Below are 16,569 nucleotides of genomic sequence, written 5' to 3'. Positions count from 1 at the left end.
TTTATGGGTATGTTAAACCAGTTTTCAGTATATTGTTCTTACTTTTGTTTTCTTGAACACGAATCCGATACAGCCCTTGAAAGAATACGGCAGTAGTATCCAGAAGTTAGTTGACAACATGGTCAACATTGAGGACCGGGAAAAGCGCACCCGCTACGCGCACATCCTGGTTGAATTAATGCGGCAAATCCATCCGAACATGAAAGATGGGCAGGACTACTACAACAAACTGTGGGACGACCTGTACATCATGTCCGGTTTTACGCTGGACGTTGACAGCCCCTACCCGCCCCCATCGCCCGAAGTCCTGGGCAAAAAGCCGCAGCAGGTGCCTTACAATATGCATCAATTGAAGTTCAAACACTTTGGACGGAACGTTGAACTGCTGGTAGCCAAAGCGATTTCCATTGAAGATGCCGACGAGAAACGGGCGTTTGTTTCCTACCTCGCGCGGCTGATGAAAACGTTCTATGCCGCCTGGAACAAGGAATCCGTCGAAGACGAGACTATTTTTCAGAGTCTGCTGGAACTGTCGAACGGGAAGCTGGCGGACGAAATACAGGAAATCCGGACGAACGGCTTTGTGGAAGGTACGCCCCGCGAACGTACCGGCGACCAGCCCCAGCGGATGGGCGGCAACAATTACCGCAATGAAGGCGGACAAGGGCAGCGCGGTGGTGGTCAGTCGCGTTTCTCCGGTAATTACGGCAACAACCAGAATAACAATTCGCGCAACAACCAACGTAATAACCCCAATGCCAACCAGCGGGGTCGTCGCGATGGTGGGCCGTATCGTCCGAACAGCGGAGGACCGAACCGAAACAACGACCGTAATGGCCGTCGGCGGTAGAAACCGTTTCCGGTTTTCAGTTTTCCACCCTCGCGCCGACGTATCGGGCGCTCGGGTTGTTGGTTCAAAGTACGTCAAGCCATACCGGAAAACAGTAAACCGATTAACTGAAAACTAATTCTTTAATGGCTTCATTTAAAATTACGGGTGGGCGTAGGCTCAAGGGAGAATTGATTCCGCAGGGCGCTAAAAACGAGGCTCTTCAAATCCTCTGCGCCGTGTTGCTCACGAAAGAGCCCGTCACTATTCATAACATTCCGAATATCCGCGACGTCAACCAGTTGATCGATTTGCTGGGCGATCTGGGCGTATGGGTTACAAAAATTGGTGAATCGTCGTACCGCTTCGTGGCCAGTGATGTTAATCTGGATTACCTCGAAAGTGAGACGTACCAGCGCAAAGCCGCTGCCCTGCGTGGGTCGGTTATGTTGCTGGGGCCTATGCTGGCTCGCTTTAAGAAAGGGCGGATTCCCCGGCCCGGTGGCGATAAAATCGGGCGCCGTCGGCTGGATACCCACTTCCTCGGTTTTGAGAAGCTGGGCGCTACCTTCCACTACGACGGTGATTTTTACCGCGTCGAAGGCGATCACCTCAAAGGTGTGTACATGCTGCTGGACGAAGCGTCAGTGACCGGTACGGCCAACGTCCTGATGGCCGCCGTGATGGCCGAGGGTACGACCACCATCTATAATGCCGCCTGCGAGCCGTATCTCCAGCAGTTAAGCAAAATGCTGAACAGCATGGGGGCTAAGATTTCCGGTGTTGGTTCCAACCTGCTCACCATTGAGGGTGTATCGGAACTGCACGGCACGGAACACACCATGCTGCCCGATATGATCGAAATCGGCTCGTTTATCGGTATGGCTGCGATGACGCAGTCGGAGATTACGATCAAAAACTGCCAGATACCTCAACTGGGCATTATTCCGGATACGTTTAAGCGACTGGGAATCCAGATGGAATTCCGGGGCGACGACATTTTCATACCGGCGCAGGAACGCTATCAGATCGATACGTTCCTCGACGGCGGCATGATGACCGTAGCTGATGCCCCCTGGCCTGGTTTTACGCCTGATCTGCTGAGTATCGTGCTCGTTACGGCCGTGCAGGCCAGCGGTACGGTGCTGATCCACCAGAAAATGTTCGAAAGCCGATTGTTCTTCGTGGATAAGCTGATCGAAATGGGCGCGCAGATCATCCTCTGCGACCCGCACCGCGCCACGGTGGTCGGCCTGAACCGGCAGATGCCGCTCAAAGGCATCCGCATGGCCTCACCTGACATCCGGGCGGGGGTTGCGCTGTTGATTGCGGCTCTATCGGCTAAGGGCAACAGCATCATCGACAACATTGAGCAGATTGACCGGGGTTATCAGAATATTGATACCCGCCTGAATGCCATCGGAGCCGAAATTATTCGGTTGTAATCGACGAATCATACCTAACGCAAAAGCCGCTCACCTGGGCGGCTTTTGCGTTGGTGACCACTACTTCGGTTCCAGAACCGACACGGTATGCGGAGCATCAGATTTGACATTGATCGTCCCATCATCGTTACGTTGTAGCTGGCAATATACAGTCGATCGTTCCGGAGTAACGGTTCGTCCGGTTCGTCCAATCGTCCCTCTGTCCCATTGGTATCACCATTCTGCGCCAGTACCCGGCTAGCCCCATTCGGCGACACAATCCGAATGGCATTTGTTTTGGCATCACATACGTAGATGTTGTTGGTAGAACGTTCGATCACAATGGCATCGACGCAGGTCAGGTACGCAAACTTGGTTTACGTTGGTTATGATGTACCACGGAACCGACCCAGCACCGCTGCACGAGGCAACATTGTCGCTTCTAAATAGTTGAGCAAATAGTAGGATATGGGCCTAATCCGAGTCAGGGCGTCGGGCTGATTGACAGCAATTCTGGAAATAGCGTACGTTACTTCGTAGACGGCTCGTTAAACCTTTTTAGCTTTACACCATCTCATAGATGTATCACAAAACTTAGTTTGTTTTATGAAACTCATTAAAAATACCTCCTTCCACATAGTTGGCGTAGCTTTGTTGCTTACGGCAGGTTTGCTGAATGCCTGTGCTCAATCAACAACCCTCGCTACCCGGGCGGCCAGGGCTGGAGCGAAAGTGTCTACCGATGATCCGGCCAAAACTCCGCTGCTGCAACCGATGCGGCAGATGATGGATAAAATCAAGAAACTGCAAACGACGGGTGATCCGGACTTCGATTATGCGTTTCGGGCCAAAGTCCACACACAGGGCGCTATTGACCTGCTGAATCAGGAGATACAAAATGGCAAAAACGACTCGTTGAAGCAGGCCGCGAAAACCATGCTGACGACTGCTCAGGCCGATATGGCTGCCATCGACGGCCTGATCCGGCAGATCAAACCTAACCGGCCTAACCAGGCTTTTGTGCAACAGCAAAGCCGCAACACGGAAGCAATGGCGCTGAAAATGCAGCAAGGAGGTGCCGAGGACAAGCTAAGCGATAACTTTGATAAGAACTTCGCCATACTGTATCAGGAACACCGGCAGGATGCCATTGACATGGCCAATACCTACCTCCAGTACGGCAACAACAGCGCTCTGAAGTCATTTGCGCAGCAACTCGTAACCAAAGCGCAGCAGAACATTGAGCAGTTAAAGGCCATGGTAAAATAAGGTTACTAGAAAAAACTTTCCTTTACGATAATCCCCACGGCAGTGCCGTGGGGATTATCGTTATATCTGGGTGCGAAGAAGTCGCTCGAGCGCCGGGTGCCGGACGACGCTGCCGCCCCCGCCCATATCGTGAGCTGATGAATGAGTTAACGCATAGAAATATGTCGCAAACTCAAATCCCCGCCTTTTGCAAAACATTTACCAAAGGCCGGGGTTCATGTAATGGTTCACAAACTATCAATTATCATGATTAAGAATCAGGAGATTGTCGACGACCTCAACGAACTGGTCAAGATCAACAACGACCGCATTCAGGGCTATGAAAAAGCGGTAGAAGACAACGAAGACCCGCAACTGGACGATCTGTTCCGGCACTACGTAATCCAGAGTCAGAACTTCCGCAGCCAGTTGGCCGATCATATTGTCCGCATCGACGGCACAGGTGTAACGGATGCTACGTCTACGGACCTGACCAGCAAAATTCACCGCGCCTGGATCGACATTAAGGCCGCTATTACGGGCAAAGACCGTTCAGCCATTCTGGGTTCAGTCGAATTTGGCGAGAATGCCGCCATCGAAGCGTACAAGGACGCTATCGAAAAAGATCACATTCCGGCCTACATCAAGGAGGATCTGCAAAAGCAACTGACTGAGCTTCAGTCTGCTTATGATCGCATCAAATCCCTGCAGCCGGCGTAATTGTAGAGCAGGAAGGGGAGAAAAGGCAGATTGGTAGTTTCCTTTCTCCTCTCCTCCCTTTCCTGATTCCTCCTTTTTTTCCGCTCACCTCGACTGCGCAATCCGCGCGGAGGCATCATCCAATGTATCGGCCAGTTGACGAAGCTGAGCAGCCGTATCTTCATCGGCCGTGTCGGCGGCTCGTCGGGTTAGTTTACAGAGTGTATGCAGCGAACTGGCAATCTGCGCAATTCTCCCCTCGGCCAGTACCCGTTTAAGCTGGTATAGCTCATCCGCTACGTCATCGCGGGTATCGTATCCTTCGCCAAGTACCTTATTCCATTGCTCAATTAAATCGTTGGCTTGCGGAGCCAGTGTCGTTACATCGCCCTGTAGTCCTTGCAGGGTGACTGTCATTAATTGCTGGGTATCCTGATTCTGTGGCGTCATAACAGGAAAAGATTTGTTCGGTGGTAGAACCGGTTCTTCCACGTATTGTTCAGGATTCTAGTCATCGGCGGCAGCAGTGGTCAGCTCTCGTTGCATCGCTTCGTTGAATCCTTGTCGAAATAAGTCAGGCTCTTCAAAGATGGGACTGTGTGCCGACTCCAGGAAGGTAAACAATTGCTTGCGGGGTGCCTGTAGCTGATCAAAATAGCGCCGGGCAATTGGATAGGGGGTCTGGTAATCATGAACACCCTGAAACAGGTAATAAGGCACGTGTAACACAGGGGCTGTTTCAAACAGATCAGTCGCCACCACCTGAGGCCAAAGCAGACGAACCGATTTCTGCGCCCCCAGAGCGTAGCGGACCTTGTCGGCCAGCGTATACTCCCGGCACAGCAGAATGCTCCGGATAAAAAACGGAAAAAAGTTTGCCCGGTACATCCCTCCGCGATACCGGGCCACCACTTCGCGCTGCCAGGTCAGGTAGGCCAGCCATGCCTCCGGCGGATACGGCGGACGGCCCTGCTTTTCGAGCCGCCTGACCACCCGGTTTGCGTAGCGTTTACGCGCCTGTTGTAGCACCCAATCGTACGAAATCTGCTCGGCTTCCAACTGGCGGGCAATCTGGCTGATACTAAAAAAAGCTCGAAACAGCTCCGGGTATTTTTTCACCGTCAGTACGCCCAGGAACGTACCCCACGAATGAGCCAGCAAATAGATTTTCGGCTGGTTGAACTGGCGACTCAGCCAGCGGCTCACGTCGGCAGCATCGTCAACGAACGTATCAACCGTAAACGACCTGTCAGATTTACCGGCCCCGTACGACTTTCCCGACCCGCGCTGCTCCCAGTTGACCACCACAAACTCCTTTTCCAGTTCATGCCCCGACAGCAGCGATATTTCGGGGAGGCCAGGGCCGCCGTGCAGAAACAGCAGCACCGGCTTCGTTTGGTCATGGCCCCGTATCAGGAGCCATTGCGTACTGCCGTTTATCTCAACCGCTTCCAGCGTGGCAATACTGTTGGGTAGCGGTTTACCGTCATTGCTAATGATAGGCGGTGTTTTGCCCGGGCTATGCCACCAGACAAAGCCGACAAACAGCAGAACCAGACCGATGACGCTTATGAATACCCACCCCGCTACCATTCTCAAACGTCTTTTCTAAAGCTTGTGGGCCGGGCTGCTGCGGCCTACCGTAGCAGCCCGGCCCAGACAGTTACTTCGGCAAAGGCAAATCCTTCAGATCCTCCTCGGTCAGTTTAATCTCGGCGGCCGCGGTGTTTTCTTCCAGGTGTTTCACCGACGACGTACCCGGAATCGGCAGTATTACCAGCGACGCAGCCAGCAACCATGCAATAGCGATCTGGTACTCCGTCGCTCCGTGCCGTTCGGCTACGCGGTGAATGGCTTGCTCGGCTTCCAGGTTGCCACCACCCAGCGGATACCAGGGAATGAAACCAATGCTGTTTTCTTCGCAATACTTCAGTGTTTCGTTCCACTTCTGCTGGCCGAAGCTGTACATATTCTGCACCGTCACAACTTCGAAGTATTCTTCCGCCTGTTTGATCTGAGCAACGTCTACCTCCGATAAGCCAATGTGGCGAATTTTACCCTGCTGCTGGGCTTCCTGCAAAAAGCCAAGAAACTCTTCAGCCGGCACTTTATCGTCGAAGCGGTGTAGCTGATACAGGTCGATGTGGTCAACTTTCAGACGTTTCAGGCTCCCGTTGAGGGCTTCTTCCAAATGTTTACGGCTCCCATCAACAGGCCATTGGTTCGGTCCGGTACGTAGCAAACCGCCTTTTGTGGCAATGAGCAGGCCATCCGGATACGGATGTAATGCTTCTGCTATCAACTCTTCCGATACGTGAGGTCCATAACTATCGGCCGTATCAATGAAGTTGATGCCCAGGTCGAGTGTCCGTTTCAACACCCGAATCGCTTCGTCATGATCTTTAGGAGGCCCCCAGATTCCCTCCCCTGTGATGCGCATGGCACCGTATCCTAATCGATTAACGGTAATGTCTCCGCCAATGGTGAACGTGCCGGACTGAGTAGCGGGGTGAGCGGTCGTTGGCTGCATAAACGATAAGTTAATTGTTAATAAATGTTAAGTCGTTGCAACTATTTTAGCTGTCCTACTATCTACTGTATAACTTGGGAAACTGTTTTATGAAAAGATATATATCACTTCTCTTCGTGATGCTTCCGTGGGTAGCTTTTGCGCAGGACCCGTCGGGAAGCAAGCCGAATGACCTGCTGGGCCAGGGAACATTCAGCGTCAATGTAGGCCTTGGAGGTGGAACAGGCAGTTCCGTAGGTACGTATGGCCGGGTTGCCCCTAAAGCCCAGTATTTTCTAAAGAATGGCTGGTCAGTCAACGTCGAAGGCCGCCACGAAACCAATGGCCGCCAATCCAGCTATACGGGCATAGGCCTCACGACCCGGTACTACGTGCTGCGGACAAACAAGGTTACAGTATTCGGACAGGGCGGCTATTTCTACGGCCAGAGCCGTAACCGGACGTACACGATCGAAGCCACGCCAACCGGTGGGGTGCTACGTGTTGAACAGGTCAACCGGTCGGGCATGGTCAATGCGGGCGTTGGGGCGCAGTACCGGCTGGGCAAACGGTGGTCAATTGAAGCGCAGCACGAAATCAACGTCAGCCGGCGGTCGGCGGATAAGCCTACGTCGTTAACCCAGACAACCATCGGCGTCAATTTTCTGCTGAAAGAACCCTGATCCGTTATTGGTCCCTGCCCCAGGCGGCCATGCCGGCCGGAGTTAACATGGGTACCAGGGCAGCCTCGAACACGGCAACGTAATGATTTATTTTTTCTGACTCAGGTCCTTCGTACAGGACTTCAGCACTGGACAGCCAGAAGTCACCGATGATAAACAACTGCTCCAGAAAATGCTCGTCGTAGCCCGCGTACGGCTCCGCTCGGTACCAGCCGTTAGCCCTCATCTGCGCCACTAACATCCGAAACACCTCTTTCCGCCGACGAACCAGTGCCTGATGACGCTCCGCCAATGCCGGAATCCGGCGCATAATACCCGCAAAATCCCGCAACAGAAAGCGATAGTCATACAACAGGTGGAAACTTTGCTTACTTAGCTCCCGCAGCAAACCCATGGTTAATGCAGGCATGGTTGATACAGCATCGATGCCAATGCTCAGCCGGTCAACCAACTGATCATACAACCGTTCGATCAAAACATCGGTGCTGGCAAAATGGTAGCACAGATTGCCGTGACTCATGCCTAAATGGCCCGCAATGGTTCGTACGGTCACATTATCCGCCCCTTGTTCATTAAACAGCAGTAGGGCCTTTTCAACAATTCGCTCCTTCGTGGTCATTAAATTTTTAGAACAGGTGTTCTAACCGAAAACACTTCTAGTACATTTGTTCTAAAATTATACTAACTGGAACAAACATGCAAGGCATCATCATTGGCGGGGGCATTGGCGGTTTAACCACAGCCATCGCGCTACAGCAACGGGGCATCGACGCTCATGTGTATGAACAGGCACCGGAAATCAGGGAAGTTGGCGCTGGTCTGATCATGGCGGCTAATGCCATGCAGGTGCTGGCTTGGCTGGGGCTGGCCGAATCAATTCAGCGAACAGGCTGGGCTTTGCAAAAAGGATTTATTACCCGGCCCGACGGTGCAGCTATTCAAACCGTCGATGTAGGGGCACTAAGCCGACGGTATGGGTTTGGTATGGTAGCCATCCAGCGTGGTCTGTTGCAAACCATTTTACTAAATTCGTTGCCTGCCGATCGGGTTCATACCGGCAAACGCCTGGTAGATCTATACGATAACGGCGAGCGTGTACGCGTTACGTTTGCCGACGGCAGCACAGCCGAAGGCGATTTTGTAATCGGTGCAGACGGTATTCGTTCGGTTGTACGGCAACAGTTGTTTGGCGACCAACCGCTTCGCTACTCCGGCCAGACCTGCTGGCGTGGTTTGGTAGATCTCCCCCTACCAACCGAAACCCAGACTACCTCATACGAATACTGGGGTTTACCCGCTGGTTTGCGGGTTGGACTTGTGCCGTTAGGAGCTGACCAACTGTATGTGTACGTAACGGCCGCATCACCAGCCGGGCAACTTGCTCCAAACTCCCTGCCAACGCTGCTTTCCCTAAGCCAATCGTTCGCGCCACCCGTAAAAGCAGTTTTGGAACAGTTTGAGGAGAACCGTATTCACCGGGCCGACCTGTACGATTTACCGACGCTTCCGACTTGGTCGACGGGACGCGTTACGTTACTGGGCGATGCGGCTCATGCCACAACACCCAATCTGGGCCAGGGTGCCTGTCAGGCCATTGAAGACGCCTGGGCCGTAGCGGCCTGTCTGTACCGGTATCAGGCACCCGACGAAGCTTTCCGGCAGTTTCAGGCACTACGCAAACCGAAGGCCGACCGGATTGTTCAGGTATCCCGGCAAATTGGCCAGGCCGTTAATGCCCCCGGCTGGTTGAAACCGTTCTTATTTGCAGCTATGGGAGCGTTACCTAAATCGCTTACCGACCGCCAGTTTGCCGAGATTTATGATGTGACATATCTGCGGGCCATCGAAAAAGCTACCGTTTTTCAATCCCCTCCAGTACGCGCCGGATCACGTTTGCCCGCTGCATAAACTCCAGCGAAGTCGTTACGTCCTGTTGATCGATCACCTGCTTGAACTGTTGCAGAAACTCAATGTAGTCGGCCAGTGCCTGCGATACGTTCGTGCGGTTCTGGTCAAAAATGGGTGCCCACATCTGGGGGGAGCTTTTGGCCAGCCGAACGGTAGAGCTAAAGCCCGTGCTGGCCATGTCAAAAATAGCCTGCTCGTCTTTTTCCTTTTCCAATACGGTCAAACCCAGCGCAAACGCACTGATGTGGCTCAGGTGGGAGACATAAGCCAGATGCAGGTCATGCTCCTGGGGAGTCATGTAAAAAATCTTCATACCAATGTCGCGGAACAGTGCTTCGGCCAGCTTAAGACTATCCGAACGGCTTTTGTCGCGGTCGCAGATGATCAGGTTCTTGCCGGGCAACAACTCCCGGAATGCAGCCCCCGGACCAGAGTTTTCGGTGCCAGCCATGGGATGAGCCGCCACAAACTGCGCCCGTTTAGGATGACCTTCAACCGCCTGGCAGATCAACCCTTTGGTCGACCCCAAATCAAGAACCGTAGCTTTGTCGGGTACGCGGTCCAGCAGCGAGGGTAACAAATCGGCGATTGCGTTCACAGGAATAGCCAGCACGATCAGATCACTGACGGCGACGGCTTCATCGAACGTCCGAATCTCGTCGACAATGCCCTTCGCAATGGCGAGTTGACCATGCACCGGTGAAGCGTCTACGCCAATGAACTGCGCTCTGGGGTATTTTTCACGCACGGCCAGAGCGAACGAGCCGCCCAGCAAGCCAATGCCGATTATACTGATAATCATTTCCGTAAACGATTTAAAGCCTCCTCAATACGCTCCCTGGGCATGCACAACGACATTCGGATGTAGCGCTCGCCTTTGGGTCCGAAAATAAAGCCCGGTGCTATAAATATGTGCTTATTATACAGCAGATCATCAACCAGGGCTTCGGCAGAGCGAACCGAGTCGGGTAGCTTCGCCCAGATAAACAGTCCCTCCTGATCCGTTGAGTAGGTACAACCCAGTGCATTCAGGAAGGCGTGTACGGCATCCAGGCGTCCCTGATACACCTCGTTGCGCAGGCGGTGCCACTCATCGGAGTTGCCCAGGGCTTCAGCCGCAGCGTCCATGATGGGTTTGAACTGCCCGGAATCAACGTTGCTCTTGATAGCCAGCACGGCATCGACGTATGGTTTAGCCGCAGCCATCCAGCCAACGCGCCATCCGGCCATGTTGTGCGACTTACTCATGGAATTCAGCTCAATGGCTACCTCGCTGGCACCGTCGATAGCCAGCAGACTGATCGGCGGCTTTTTGTTCAGAATCAGGCTGTACGGATTATCGTGGCAAAGCAGTACCCGGTGGTCGTGGGCAAATTGCACAGCCCGCTCGAACAGGTCGCGGGTGGCTGGAGCGCCTGTCGGCATATGAGGGTAGTTGAGCCAGATAATCTTCACGGGTCGGTCGGCGGGGGCTTCGGTAACCAGCGCAGCCATTGCTTCCCAATCCGGTTGCCAGCCACCGTGTTCGAGCAACGAGTATTCACGTACCGTTGCGCCGAGCATCTGACTGACGGCCCGGTAGGCCGGGTAGCCCAGTTCCGGCACCAGCACCCCATCGCCATCATTCAGGAACGTCAGCGAGATGTGCGTAATTCCTTCTTTCGAGCCAATCAGCGGCAGAATTTCAGTATCCGGATCAAGGGTAACGCCATACGTATGCGCGTAGAACCGGGCAATGGCCTGACGAAATCCCGGCGTACCTTTGTACGGTTGATACCCATGCGCTCCAGATTGCCGCGCCGACGTGGTTAACGCATCAAGCGTATTGTCGGACGGCATCATATCGGGGTTACCAATGGCGATGTTGATGACATCGTGGCCGGCCGCCTGCAGGCGACGGACTTCGGCTAATTTAACGGAAAAATAGTATTCCTGCGTTTGATCGGCCCGATGAGCCAGGGGAATAATCACTTCTGAATCAAGATTTATCAGCTAGACAGATTTACAGATTTTGTATGTTGATGTAGCGAACCGCAAAGATAGCCCTAAAAACAATCCTGTAAATCTGGTTTAAACCTGGGTCAGGCAGTATTTCAATAGTGGCGCTACGTGCAACGCCTGCATTATGCCGCCCGCGTCGATAATATCCAGCACCTGCTCCGGCGATAGAACATGCACTGAAATCTCTTCGGTGATTTCCAATTGCTGGTCCTGAAGCCGCTCAACACCTGTTGCCAGGAAACAGAACGTTCGGTTTGTGTGCGTTCCCGGATTGGCCGATAACGTTAGGTATAATTGCCACTGCCCTCCACCAAAACCTGTTTCTTCGAGCAGTTCCCGCTGAGCGGCCTGAAGAGGCTCCTCACCAGGATCAATTACCCCGGCACAGAGTTCGTAATGAACCCCACCAATGCCATGCCGGTATTGGCGGATCAGAACCAGTTGCCCGTCGTTCGTAACGGCCACTACGTTCAGTTAATCCGGATATTCGAGAATAAAATAATCGGGAATATAGCCGCCTTTGGCCATCCGCACGGCATCTTTCCGCACCGTGAACCACGGCAACCGGTGAACGTATTCAGAATGCTCAACCTGAAACGGTGCCGGATCATCGGGCAGTGATGCCTTTCCCCTTGATTCTACCATAGCAGCCAGATAATGAAAGAAATGTTACGTCTACGATGCAAATATGGAAAAATCAACGTAGCCATCTACGACACACTGCGGCTTTCTAACCAACCAGGGCTTTTTATTTAAGCTGAGAAAAATATAAAAACTAATACCAGTCCGCCTTTTAATAACCTTTTAACGCAACACTACCACTAAGCATATTTACTTATTAATGACGTATCAAGCTGATTCTTTTGCTTGTAAGAAAATCATCTCACATGTCTATGAATCAATCATTCAACCTAGGTAGTCTATTAGTCGGAGCGGGCCTGATCTGGCTAACGGGTTGTTCTCCTGCCGAGATCACCGTCGACAGCTCTGTAGCCGTCAATACAGATGCGGTACAGGCCGTTTCAGCAGCGTCGACTGTTTCGGATCAATACATTGTTGTACTAAAAAAAGAGGCACTGTCGCTATCGGCTCTGGAATCCTACGTTCGTCAGCAATCCCGAATGCAGCAGGTTGCCGAACAACTATTACAACGGCTGAAAACCACCCCCGAGGATCTGTTACAGGTATACGGCTCCGCATTTCCGGGCTTTGCTGCCCGTTTGTCGCCCGCAGAAGTAGCCATTTTGCGTAAAAATCCACTGGTCGCTTATGTTGAACCCGATAAGATTTCGAACAGCGGAGCCGACCAGTTAGCTTCAACAACGCAGTCGGCCAGAGTGGCGGCCGGCCAGGAAACACCCTGGGGCATCACCTACGTAGGTGGCTCGGTCAACTATACCGGCTCCAACGTTGCCTATGTTATTGATTCAGGCATCGAACTAACTCACCCTGACCTCAAAGTAGATTCAACGAAGGGGTACTCGGTCTTTAAATTTGGTGCTCACCGCTCGGTTAAGGATTTCGACGGTCATGGTACGCTGGTAGCCGGCATTATTGCAGCCATTAACAACACAACCGGGGTAGTGGGGGTAGCCGCCGGCGCTACGGTTGTGCCAGTCAAAGTCTGCGCAGCCCCAACGAAAGTAGTGAACTCAGACTTTATTGCCGGGATCAACTTCGTGGCAGCCAACGGTAAGCCGGGCGACGTAGCGAACATCAGCCTGGGTGTTGCGGCATCCGACGCCGTTGATCAGGCTGTAATTAGTTTGGCGGCCAAAGGAATCTTCGTGGCGGCTTCGGCAGGAAACACAAATGTCGGCTCCGGCGTAACGAATGCCAATCAGATTTCGCCGGCCCGCGCCAACGGCCCTAATTTCTACACGGCTTCGGGGCACGATAACAAGGGCGTTTTTGCCACCATTTCCTGCGTTGGTAACCCACCTATTGATTTTTCCGCTCCGGCCGTAAACGTTAAGTCGACCTATAAAGGTGGCGGTTATCTGACCATTACGCAGGGAACCACCGCAGCTACCGCCCACCTGTCAGGTATCCTGCTGGCCAACGGTGGTACTATCTATGCCAAAGGATTTGTCACCAACGATCCCGATGGTACACCCGACCCTAAAGGCTCTCGCATTCCGTAGTTGATTCCGTATCAACGAAGCGGCCCAGTCAGGATTGGCTGGGCCGCTTTTCGGTTAGTTCATACTCAGTTTTAACGAGGATCCCGACGCACCAGATCATCGGCAAAGCGGATATACTGTTGCCAATCGTAGTCTGTTACGTCATGCTTGCCAGTTCGGTTATGGTAGCGAACGGTCTGTCCGACAGGTTGGTTCACCCCCGGAAATTCCGCGCCACCAATGCCCGTTTTGCCGTACAGTTTATACACCGGCTCCGTCAGGTCGGCCCCCAGAAACTCACCTTTCGGATCGGACCACTGATCACCTTCGGCGCTGGCTACGTAGAGCGGTCGGGGAGCAATCAGCGTCAGTAACTCGTGCTGGTCAACCGGCAGATTGGCCACCTGCTTGCCGTACGTTTTGTAGCGCCCGCAGAACCAGTGCGGAAAGCTGTTGTTGATTCGTTCTACTGTTTCGCCGTACCACCGACGAGCCAGCGCAGCTCCACCTTCACCGGATTCGTTTGAGATGACAGCCGCAAAACGCCGATCCTGCGCCCCGGCCCATAAGGCAGCCTTACCAATACGTGAGTGTCCGATACCAATCACCCGCTGTGCATCGATGGCCGGATCAGTTTGCAGGTAATCGAGTATTCGGCTCATGCCCCACGCCCAGGCGCCAATGGCTCCCCAATTGTCGGCACGGGCTGTGTCGCCCAGTACTGACCGAATACCCGATTGCCAGCCTTTCGGATGATCGGGTTCAATATCACCATAGTAGGCTGTTGCCACTGCATAACCATGCGCCAGAATTGTATCAATCGGCCAGCGTCGGGCCTGGAACCCGCGAGCCTTTTCGGTCGCCCTCGGCTCCCCGTTTTGCCTATTGACTATTTCTCCACCAACAGCCGTGCTCATCCAGCGGGTCGACAGCGGCAGATCGCCCTCCGTCGAGACGCAGTGGTTGCCGCAAAAGTTCAGGCCGAGAAAGACCGGTACCGGTTGTCGGGCAGCTTTTGGTACGTAGAGCAGTACCTCGATTGGCGGCAACTTCGGGTAATCAGTAAAGAATATGGCAACCTGTTTACGGATGGCCCGACCGTTGAGCGCGTTGTTGTCCGTCTGCAACGTCTGAAAGCGAAGCCGTACGGATTGAGTTGGGGTTTTACCGTAGACATGCTCGGCAAACAACGCCAACAGTTCGGCCCGTCGCTTTTCCCAACCGTCGCGCGTGGTAACGCGCTGCCCGTTTTTCATTAACAGAGGATCGGGCAGCGTAAACGTACCTACCTTACTTTCATCGTAGTTAGCCTGTGGCTCCTGGCCCCAGGCCATTTGAGCAACAAACAGTAGAATAGCCAGGCTGTAGGGAAGTCGATTCATGGATACGTCGGTTTATATCTAAAGCAAACCAGCTTTTCGTACCTACTCTTTTACCTGATTTACCCCAGTCCAGAGGGCAAAAAGCCGTTTTTATGATATTATTTTAGGACGAAAAATATGAACCGGCTTTTCTCATTCGTTCTACTGTCGGTTCTTCGGCCCGTCTATTTTTGTTCGTCTACTACAACCTGATGAGAAACTCCGCTGCTTATTTACTGCTTGCGCTTAGTCTTTTTAGTACGTCCTGCCACCGTCCATACGCCTACTTCCAACCCAGTCAACGCGAACATTTTACCTCAGCTCGACCGGTAGCCCCTACTTCATCGCAAGCCCAGCCAGAAGCAGATTCGGCCGTCGTTGCCCTCCCCGACAGCCTGCCGATTGTCCTCAGCGGTCCCGCGCTGGCCAGTTTACCCACCCCGACCAACCGCTCTGAACCGACCACCACCCGCGTGCAACGGCATATGCACCGGGCTCAATCCATGCTGGCAACACCGTCGACGCTCGATAAGCAGCCTCGTCCGAAGCCTAAGCCAAAAATGCGTCTGGGCAACCGTATTCGCGAAAAACTGGGCATGCCCCTTCGCAAAGAACTGAACTGGTGGCAGCGCATTAGCTGGAAGCTCAAGGCTTCAGTTATTGTTATTCTGATAGCGGTCATTTTTGCGCTAACGAAAGTTACCCTCCTGGCTGTCATATTCGGGCTGCTGGGGGCATTTCTGCTGATCAGCGGCCTGCGCCGTTCGTTCAAGACCCGACGACCCTGGTTTTAGCCAGTAGCGTTAGAATCTACTGCTCTGTCGAAGCAACCGATGCTGGTTGGTCGGAAAGCCTTATCTTTCCGGCTAACTTCGACCATCCAGTTTTGCCATGACCAGCCTTTTCCGTCTGGGTTGTCTGTTCGCGTTTGGCAGTCTGTTCGTATCCTGCTCACGTTTTCATACTACTTCCGACCTCATAACGCTCAACAAAATCTATCAGATAAAACCGCGACAGCAGTTGTATGCTCTGGACCGACGAGGCAACGTACGGGCCAAGCAGTTGATTGCCCGGGGGGCACAGGCCGCTTTGTACGAACGGGAAGATACCCTGTACGCTGATTTTTTGGCTGAAACCCTACCACGCCCGGACCAGAATCCGGCCACACTGGACCGATCGGATTCGCTGACCACTTTTTTCTATCACTATAACCCGAAGCTGAAGCACATTGAAGAAAAAAGCCCCTGGTTCCGGTACCAGTTGACCTCATTTGATGTGGATCTGTTTACGGCACCGTTCAAATACCGGTTTGGGCAGGCCGGACAGCCGGGCGAACTCACTACCAGCGCTAATCTGGGGGTGTACGCCGGTATTCGTTACGACGTCGGGCGGTATCAGAACATCTACTTCCGGCAGGATCGCCGTTCCAACATCGAGTCGTTTGGCTTTGGGTTCGGGACGTTCATCAGCATCGATCCGGTCACGGTCAACGAGTTCAGTACGGCGGGGCGGTTCACGGGTGAGTATGAAGGACTGGGTATCAACTACGGCGTGCTAGGGCTGGTTGGATACAAAACCGTGACGGTCGGGCTGGCGCTTGGTTTCGAGAATCTGGCCGACCGCAATAATCGCTTCTGGATCTACCGCCAGAAACCCTGGCTGGGCGTTTCATTGGGCGTGAATCTGAACTAACCCCGTTCTGAACAGTTAAAAGAGTCAAGTCTATTTAACGTTGGGCACGACCTGAAACCTTGAACCAGTATGTATCCAACTGGACTGAGTCT

At 53.2% G+C, this 16,569-nt stretch carries 19 protein-coding genes; 9 read left to right on the top strand and 10 right to left on the bottom strand.

Annotated elements, in window-relative coordinates; translation table 11 throughout:
• The first annotated feature begins 76 nt into the window (after positions 1–76).
• Positions 77–850, top strand: a complete 774-nt coding sequence (locus BN8_RS02840) for a DUF4290 domain-containing protein (RefSeq protein WP_040005397.1) — start codon at positions 77–79, stop codon at positions 848–850.
• A 125-nt stretch (positions 851–975) separates the two neighbouring features.
• Positions 976–2,274, top strand: a complete 1,299-nt coding sequence (gene murA / locus BN8_RS02835; protein WP_009280276.1) for a UDP-N-acetylglucosamine 1-carboxyvinyltransferase — start codon at positions 976–978, stop codon at positions 2,272–2,274.
• Between the two features lie 14 nt (positions 2,275–2,288).
• On the opposite strand, the gene BN8_RS02830 is transcribed toward murA, so the two are convergent.
• The gene (locus BN8_RS02830; protein WP_009280275.1) at positions 2,289–2,594 is read right to left on the bottom strand and encodes a hypothetical protein; all 306 of its coding nucleotides are present in this window, start codon (positions 2,592–2,594) and stop codon (positions 2,289–2,291) included.
• Between the two features lie 265 nt (positions 2,595–2,859).
• Here BN8_RS02830 and BN8_RS02825 point away from each other — a divergent pair, with 265 nt between their 5' ends.
• Positions 2,860–3,522, top strand: coding sequence for a DUF305 domain-containing protein (locus BN8_RS02825; RefSeq protein ID WP_009280274.1), 663 nt, complete (start codon positions 2,860–2,862; stop codon positions 3,520–3,522).
• Between the two features lie 246 nt (positions 3,523–3,768).
• The gene (locus BN8_RS02820) at positions 3,769–4,221 is read left to right on the top strand and encodes a ferritin-like domain-containing protein (protein WP_040005395.1); all 453 of its coding nucleotides are present in this window, start codon (positions 3,769–3,771) and stop codon (positions 4,219–4,221) included.
• Between the two features lie 84 nt (positions 4,222–4,305).
• On the opposite strand, the gene BN8_RS02815 is transcribed toward BN8_RS02820, so the two are convergent.
• The 3 genes from BN8_RS02815 to BN8_RS02805 form a co-directional block, all read right to left on the bottom strand.
• A complete protein-coding gene (locus BN8_RS02815; RefSeq protein WP_009280272.1) occupies positions 4,306–4,650 on the bottom strand; it encodes a hypothetical protein in 345 nt (114 codons plus the stop codon).
• A 57-nt stretch (positions 4,651–4,707) separates the two neighbouring features.
• Positions 4,708–5,793, bottom strand: a complete 1,086-nt coding sequence (locus BN8_RS02810; RefSeq protein WP_009280271.1) for an alpha/beta fold hydrolase — start codon at positions 5,791–5,793, stop codon at positions 4,708–4,710.
• 70 nt (positions 5,794–5,863) lie between these two features.
• Positions 5,864–6,730, bottom strand: coding sequence for an aldo/keto reductase (locus tag BN8_RS02805; protein ID WP_009280270.1), 867 nt, complete (start codon positions 6,728–6,730; stop codon positions 5,864–5,866).
• A gap of 89 nt (positions 6,731–6,819) precedes the next feature.
• Between BN8_RS02805 and BN8_RS02800 the strand changes: the two genes are divergently transcribed.
• Positions 6,820–7,392, top strand: a complete 573-nt coding sequence (locus tag BN8_RS02800; protein ID WP_009280269.1) for an outer membrane beta-barrel protein — start codon at positions 6,820–6,822, stop codon at positions 7,390–7,392.
• A 4-nt stretch (positions 7,393–7,396) separates the two neighbouring features.
• Here the strand turns inward: BN8_RS02800 and BN8_RS02795 are convergent, their stop codons facing one another.
• A complete protein-coding gene (locus tag BN8_RS02795) occupies positions 7,397–8,011 on the bottom strand; it encodes a TetR/AcrR family transcriptional regulator (RefSeq protein WP_009280268.1) in 615 nt (204 codons plus the stop codon).
• A 77-nt stretch (positions 8,012–8,088) separates the two neighbouring features.
• Between BN8_RS02795 and BN8_RS02790 the strand changes: the two genes are divergently transcribed.
• Positions 8,089–9,300 carry an FAD-dependent monooxygenase gene (locus BN8_RS02790; RefSeq protein WP_009280267.1) on the top strand — a complete coding sequence of 404 codons (1,212 nt, stop codon included), beginning with the start codon at positions 8,089–8,091 and terminating at the stop codon, positions 9,298–9,300.
• Here BN8_RS02790 and BN8_RS02785 read toward each other — a convergent pair.
• The 4 genes from BN8_RS02785 to BN8_RS33740 all read right to left on the bottom strand — a co-directional run bounded on the left by BN8_RS02785 (position 9,245) and on the right by BN8_RS33740 (position 11,946).
• On the bottom strand, positions 9,245–10,102 hold the full coding sequence (locus tag BN8_RS02785) for a prephenate dehydrogenase (protein WP_009280266.1): 858 nt from the start codon (positions 10,100–10,102) through the stop codon (positions 9,245–9,247). The genes BN8_RS02790 and BN8_RS02785 overlap by 56 nt on opposite strands.
• A complete protein-coding gene (locus BN8_RS02780) occupies positions 10,099–11,271 on the bottom strand; it encodes a pyridoxal phosphate-dependent aminotransferase (RefSeq protein ID WP_009280265.1) in 1,173 nt (390 codons plus the stop codon). The genes BN8_RS02785 and BN8_RS02780 overlap by 4 nt, the downstream gene beginning before the upstream one ends.
• Positions 11,272–11,370: 99 nt before the next feature.
• Complete coding sequence (locus BN8_RS02775) at positions 11,371–11,766, bottom strand: NUDIX hydrolase (RefSeq protein ID WP_009280264.1); 396 nt, start codon at positions 11,764–11,766, stop codon at positions 11,371–11,373.
• Positions 11,767–11,775: 9 nt separating this feature from the next.
• Complete coding sequence (locus BN8_RS33740; protein WP_009280262.1) at positions 11,776–11,946, bottom strand: hypothetical protein; 171 nt, start codon at positions 11,944–11,946, stop codon at positions 11,776–11,778.
• A 248-nt stretch (positions 11,947–12,194) separates the two neighbouring features.
• On the opposite strand from BN8_RS33740, the gene BN8_RS02770 reads away from it, so the two are divergent.
• A complete protein-coding gene (locus tag BN8_RS02770) occupies positions 12,195–13,445 on the top strand; it encodes a S8 family peptidase (RefSeq protein WP_040005279.1) in 1,251 nt (416 codons plus the stop codon).
• Between the two features lie 71 nt (positions 13,446–13,516).
• Here BN8_RS02770 and BN8_RS02765 read toward each other — a convergent pair whose 3' ends face one another.
• The gene (locus tag BN8_RS02765) at positions 13,517–14,806 is read right to left on the bottom strand and encodes a glucuronyl esterase domain-containing protein (protein ID WP_009280260.1); all 1,290 of its coding nucleotides are present in this window, start codon (positions 14,804–14,806) and stop codon (positions 13,517–13,519) included.
• A gap of 191 nt (positions 14,807–14,997) precedes the next feature.
• Here BN8_RS02765 and BN8_RS02760 point away from each other — a divergent pair, with 191 nt between their 5' ends.
• Entirely contained in the window at positions 14,998–15,579 is a 582-nt protein-coding gene (locus BN8_RS02760; protein WP_009280259.1) for a hypothetical protein, read from the top strand.
• Between the two features lie 97 nt (positions 15,580–15,676).
• Entirely contained in the window at positions 15,677–16,477 is an 801-nt protein-coding gene (locus tag BN8_RS02755; protein WP_009280258.1) for a hypothetical protein, read from the top strand.
• Positions 16,478–16,569: the final 92 nt, after the last annotated feature.

The organism is Fibrisoma limi BUZ 3 (genome assembly GCF_000296815.2).
Taxonomy (GTDB): Bacteria; Bacteroidota; Bacteroidia; order Cytophagales; family Spirosomataceae; genus Fibrisoma; species Fibrisoma limi.
The sequence above is the reverse complement of the archived record's forward strand: the minus strand, read 5'-3'. Positions and strand labels throughout refer to the sequence as shown.